The 4,179-nt window shown below is 62.6% G+C and carries 5 protein-coding genes; 2 read left to right on the top strand and 3 right to left on the bottom strand.

Translation table 11 applies throughout. The annotated features are described in order from the left end of the window. Positions 1-477 precede the first annotated feature (477 nt). Both cas2 and cas1 read right to left on the bottom strand, forming a co-directional pair. Entirely contained in the window at positions 478-768 is a 291-nt protein-coding gene (gene cas2 / locus ACJWXQ_RS12240; RefSeq protein WP_346052389.1) for a CRISPR-associated endonuclease Cas2, read from the bottom strand. Positions 769-773: 5 nt separating this feature from the next. Next, entirely contained in the window at positions 774-2,507 is a 1,734-nt protein-coding gene (cas1, locus tag ACJWXQ_RS12235) for a CRISPR-associated endonuclease Cas1 (protein ID WP_406672912.1), read from the bottom strand. Between the two features lie 120 nt (positions 2,508-2,627). Between cas1 and ACJWXQ_RS12230 the strand changes: the two genes are divergently transcribed. Both ACJWXQ_RS12230 and ACJWXQ_RS12225 read left to right on the top strand, forming a co-directional pair. Next, positions 2,628-2,915, top strand: coding sequence for a ribbon-helix-helix protein, CopG family (locus ACJWXQ_RS12230; protein ID WP_346052385.1), 288 nt, complete (start codon positions 2,628-2,630; stop codon positions 2,913-2,915). Next, positions 2,906-3,259: a type II toxin-antitoxin system PemK/MazF family toxin gene (locus ACJWXQ_RS12225; protein WP_406672911.1), complete on the top strand. Its 354-nt coding sequence runs from the start codon at positions 2,906-2,908 to the stop codon at positions 3,257-3,259. Before ACJWXQ_RS12230 ends, ACJWXQ_RS12225 begins: the two co-directional genes overlap by 10 nt. Here ACJWXQ_RS12225 and csb2 read toward each other — a convergent pair. Further along, a partial coding sequence (csb2, locus tag ACJWXQ_RS12220; protein WP_406672910.1) for a type I-U CRISPR-associated protein Csb2 occupies positions 3,256-4,179 on the bottom strand: 924 nt, incomplete at its 5' end. The two genes, ACJWXQ_RS12225 and csb2, sit on opposite strands and share 4 nt — an antisense overlap.

Genomic DNA, 4,179 nt, shown 5'->3' with positions numbered 1-4,179 from the left:
GCTTCAATGAGGCCGAGGCAGGATGCCTCGGATAAGGCTGGATCATCACCAATTGCCCGGCAGAGCTGGGAGCGCTTCAATGAGGCCGAGGCAGGATGCCTCGGATAAGCGGCTCAACACCGGCCCATCGATTCAATCACTTTGGGCAGCTTCAATGAGGCCGAGGCAGGATGCCTCGGATAAGGGAAGCCCGAAACACCCTGGGCGGGGCCTTTTCAGCCCGCTTCAATGAGGCCGAGGCAGGATGCCTCGGATAAGTGCTGCTTCCAAAAGCCTTGCAGCGCCTAGAGTGTGCCGGTTGGTTGCGAGGGGTGCAAGTAGCAGGGCCATGGTGAGCCTCCTTTCCCCCATGTGGTCCCCGTGGGGGTGATGTAACTGCCTGATTGTTAGAGATCTATGTTGATTCGAGCGCTGCCCGAGGGTCTTGTGCCACTGGAGCGTTCGTTTTCGCCGGGCGAGGTGCTTACATCGGCGGCCCTAGACGATTATAGGTTCCTTTTCAACTGTCTCATAAGGTTTGCCGAGACTGACCACTTTGGGTGGAATGCGTTCGGCGGGGCCCATGTCCATGGTGATGACATGGTCTTCCACGTGATTGATGATGCCGTCGAGCAGGGCAACCATCTCCGCATGCGCCTTTTCATTGAGGCGGCACTGGAATATGGATAGTTGCAGCCATTCGCCGTAGCCGTGCATCAGACGGAATACCCGGCGCCATCGTTTCTGGTCCGATATGTCGTAGGCGACGATGTAGAGATGTTCATCCATGCCTGTCACCTTGTCGTGAAGTGGGGGAAATCAGGCAGCTCGCCCAGCAGGAACCTGCCCAGCAGCCTTGCCTGCAGTTCCAGCAGCCGCCGGTAACTGACACGATAGCCGAACAATGGGTGGGTGATTTCCTGCATCATTCGGCGTTCGAAGGTGGCAATGAAGCGCTTTCGTCCGGCTGGCGTCAGGTTGACGGCATCACCGGCACGAATGAAATCGCCGGGCCGGACTTCGCCGTTGTTGATGGCCGTAAGTACAGCCGAGTCGGCGATCAGGGGGCGGAAGGGTTCCATCATGTCCAAGGCCAGGGCCGGGCGGCCATATCGGGGCTCATGGAAGAAGCCCAGGTAGGGGTCGAATCCCACGGCCGAGAGCGTGACGGCCCATTGCCGGCTCAGCAGGGCATAGGCATAGGAGAGCAGGGCATTGACCGGGTCGGCCGGCGGACGGCGATTGCGCCGCCGGAAGTCGAAGCTCATCTGGTCCGGCTCCCGCTTGGCAGATTTGATCAGCATCGGCAGGCCACCGAAATAGGCGGCCCCCGCCGCACCCTCGACGCCCAGCAGGCTGTTCAGATCCCGGCTTCGCCGCGCCTTGTCGGCCAGGCGCCGGAGATCGGTCAAGCGGTCTTTATTGTCCTCGTCACTGCGCCAGTTACGGCGCATCAGGGTCCGGCAGTTCTGTATCTTGGACCGGACCAGTCCCCGGGCGATACGGAGCCGAATCTGGGGATCATCGGCGGCTCTAAACTGGGCGCGGCGAAGTTCGATGTTCTTGTGGCCGGTGCCTTGGCTATGGCCGAGAAACCAGCCCCCGTAACTGTGCCAGGTGACGGGGATTTCGCGCGCCATCAGTTCATGCAGGGTGGGTGTGGTTACCGAGATCCTGCCCATGAGTACCAGTTGGGAGACTTCCCTGATTCGAGCAGTCTTGGTGGGCTGGTCCTTCACCTCGATGCGCAGGATCTCCCCTTCCTTGCGAACAGTACCCGCCGGCGCCTGCACATACAGGGGAAGTGCTTCCTCCCGGTGCACCGCCAGTGGCCGGATGTTGATGTTATCCAGCTTGAGGAAATTGACTTCGTCCGGCAGGCAGATAGGTGCCAGGGAACAGCGGGGGCACTTGGGGCTGTCTTCCAGCGGCGGCGGAATCTGCCCACCCTTGGCCACCAAACGCAGGCCGTTGATGGCCGACAGAGTCTGGCGCCGGAGGTCGTCGTCGAAAGGGATGGTGACCCGTTCCCTGGAACCCGTGAAATACAGAATGCCCTCCGGGCATTCGTAGCCGTGTTCTTCCAGAATCAGACCCTGGACACAGACCTGGATCCGCTCCGGATCCCAGGCACCCTTGGATCGATGCGGGCGCTTGCCCTGCTTGTAATCCACGGGCCGGACGATACCGCCTTCCCCTTCCACCAGGTCCATTTTGGCGATCAGGCCCAGCCGATCCGAGGAGAGGGTGACCGAACGGGCGTGAATGCGGTCGTCGTCCGTTGCTTCGCCGGCCTGGGGCAGGCTGCCGCCGGCCTTGTCCACCCGCCGGTGCTGGTAGCGGCCGCGAACGGTGTCGCTGCTGTCCGCCCACTCACCCTGCACCCATTCCAGATAGGCCAGGCGCGGGCAGTAGCTGTATTCGTTTACCATCCGCGCCGGAATCAGCGGCTCGTCCCCGACTCGCGGCGGGATGGGCAAGGGGAGTTCTTGCTGGTTCAGAAGCACGGCAACCTCCCTGGCCGGCATTCCTTGCCCTTCAGTGTAGTCGGTGGAGGCAGCGTCGGCTGTTCGTTAGCCGGCGGGATGACGGCGTGTACAGTATGTAATACAATTAGTGTGACTAAATGTGTTATGGGGGTGGATAGGATGCTGAATGTGCGTCTGCCGCAAGATCTGGAAGCTCGACTGGAGGCAGAGGCCCGACGCAGCCAACGGTCACGCTCGGCGCTGGTCCGGGACGCCATCGGGGCATATCTGGCCGAGCGAGAGCGCCAGCGTTTCATGGAGGCCATGGGCCGGGCGGCCAGGGCTGTTGGCGATGATGCGTCTTCGGCCCGGGAATCCCGCGAAATGGCCGAGGCATTTCTGGACCTGGAAAACGAGGTCTCCGAGCCGCCTGGAGAGTATGACGCGGGAGACCCGTGGTGGCGGTAAGTCCGCGTCTGGGAGAGGTCTGGGTAGCCCGTCTCAACCCGAATCAAGGACGCGAGATCGGCAAGGTTCGGCCCGTTGTCGTGCTGCAGGCTGACGAGCTGACGGAGGCCGGGTTGCCCACGGTATTGGTGGCGCCGCTCACCACTCAGCGCCATGAGGACGCCAGCTTGCTCCGAATTGAAGTGACACCACGAGACCGTCTTCTGAAAGCCTCCTATGTCTGCGCCGAGCATCTGCGTGCCATCGACCGCAATCGCCTGGGCGAGGGACCGTTGACGCGCCTGACGCCCGTGGAGTTGAGACGGGTTCAGCGGGCGCTGCGGGGTTGCCTGGCCATGGTCTAGGATCCGTCCTTGCATGTTTGGTCCGCCTCCTGCCTGGCGGCAGATGCGTGATGGAACGGCGTAAAGCAGCCGAGCCCGAAATGGCAGCCGAAGCCCAGTGCCAGGGGGCCGTTCACCGGTTCGGGGAAGTTCAGATGAACGAACTGGCCACGGGTGTCCGGCTGGGGTATGCGCTTGCGGCTGTTCCGGAAGCGATGGAAATGCACGGGCCGCCGGGGGTGTTGATCCGGGCCTTCAAACGGGCTTTCCAAGAGGGTGACTTCCGGTTCTGGTATACCCCGTTCCCGGCACTCGCGCCGAATCTGATCTTCCACACCGAAGCGCTTCTTGCGAAACCAGGGATGCAGATAAGGCGTCACCGAGGACCATTCGCGTGCTCGCCCCAGCCAGGAGGAACCGGCAAGCTGGTCGACCGGGCCGAACTGCTCCAGCGTCACCTGCCATTCCTTGCCGTCATCGATCCATAAGCGGGTCAGTTCTCCCAGGGCGCGCAGCGGCGCACCGGACAAGCCGTTTTCCGCGTAGACCAGGATGTGGTCGATCCGCCCGTCCCGGTCCGCATCCTCGGGCAAATAGAAGGCATGACCGTGGCGGTGGTTATGTTCCATGCCATGGCCGGATAACACGGGTGGCACATTATCCTTGCCCAGCAGCCGACCCGCCCGGCTGATGGCCGCGATCCGGCAAAGTTCCCCAATGCGGATCGCGTCCTCTATCCGGGGCTGAGGCTTGCCCCATAGGACCAGGCGGGCGGCCGTAATCCGCTTGTCATCGTCCTGCCGCTGGCGCCGCGCCCGGGGCTGCGGTCGGAAGATGCCATAGGGCCGCTGGTAGGTCATGAAGCGGGCCCCCGGCGGGCTGCTCCAGCCGGCTGCCTGCAGATCGCCGGTCTCGCATTGAAGGGCATGGAGGAACTGCTC

Origin of the sequence: Natronospira sp., assembly GCF_007134575.1 — a bacterium.
In the GTDB taxonomy this organism is placed as follows: Bacteria; Pseudomonadota; Gammaproteobacteria; order Natronospirales; family Natronospiraceae; genus Natronospira; species Natronospira elongata.
This window is presented reverse-complemented; position numbering and strand designations above follow the sequence as displayed.

Excerpts from the sequence above, each read along its gene's own strand:
- cas2 (WP_346052389.1), bottom strand. The coding sequence starts at position 768 with ATGGATGAACATCTCTACATCGTCGCCTACGACATATCGGACCAGAAA.
- cas1 (WP_406672912.1), bottom strand. The coding sequence starts at position 2,507 with ATGCCGGCCAGGGAGGTTGCCGTGCTTCTGAACCAGCAAGAACTCCCC.
- ACJWXQ_RS12230 (WP_346052385.1), top strand. The coding sequence starts at position 2,628 with ATGCTGAATGTGCGTCTGCCGCAAGATCTGGAAGCTCGACTGGAGGCA.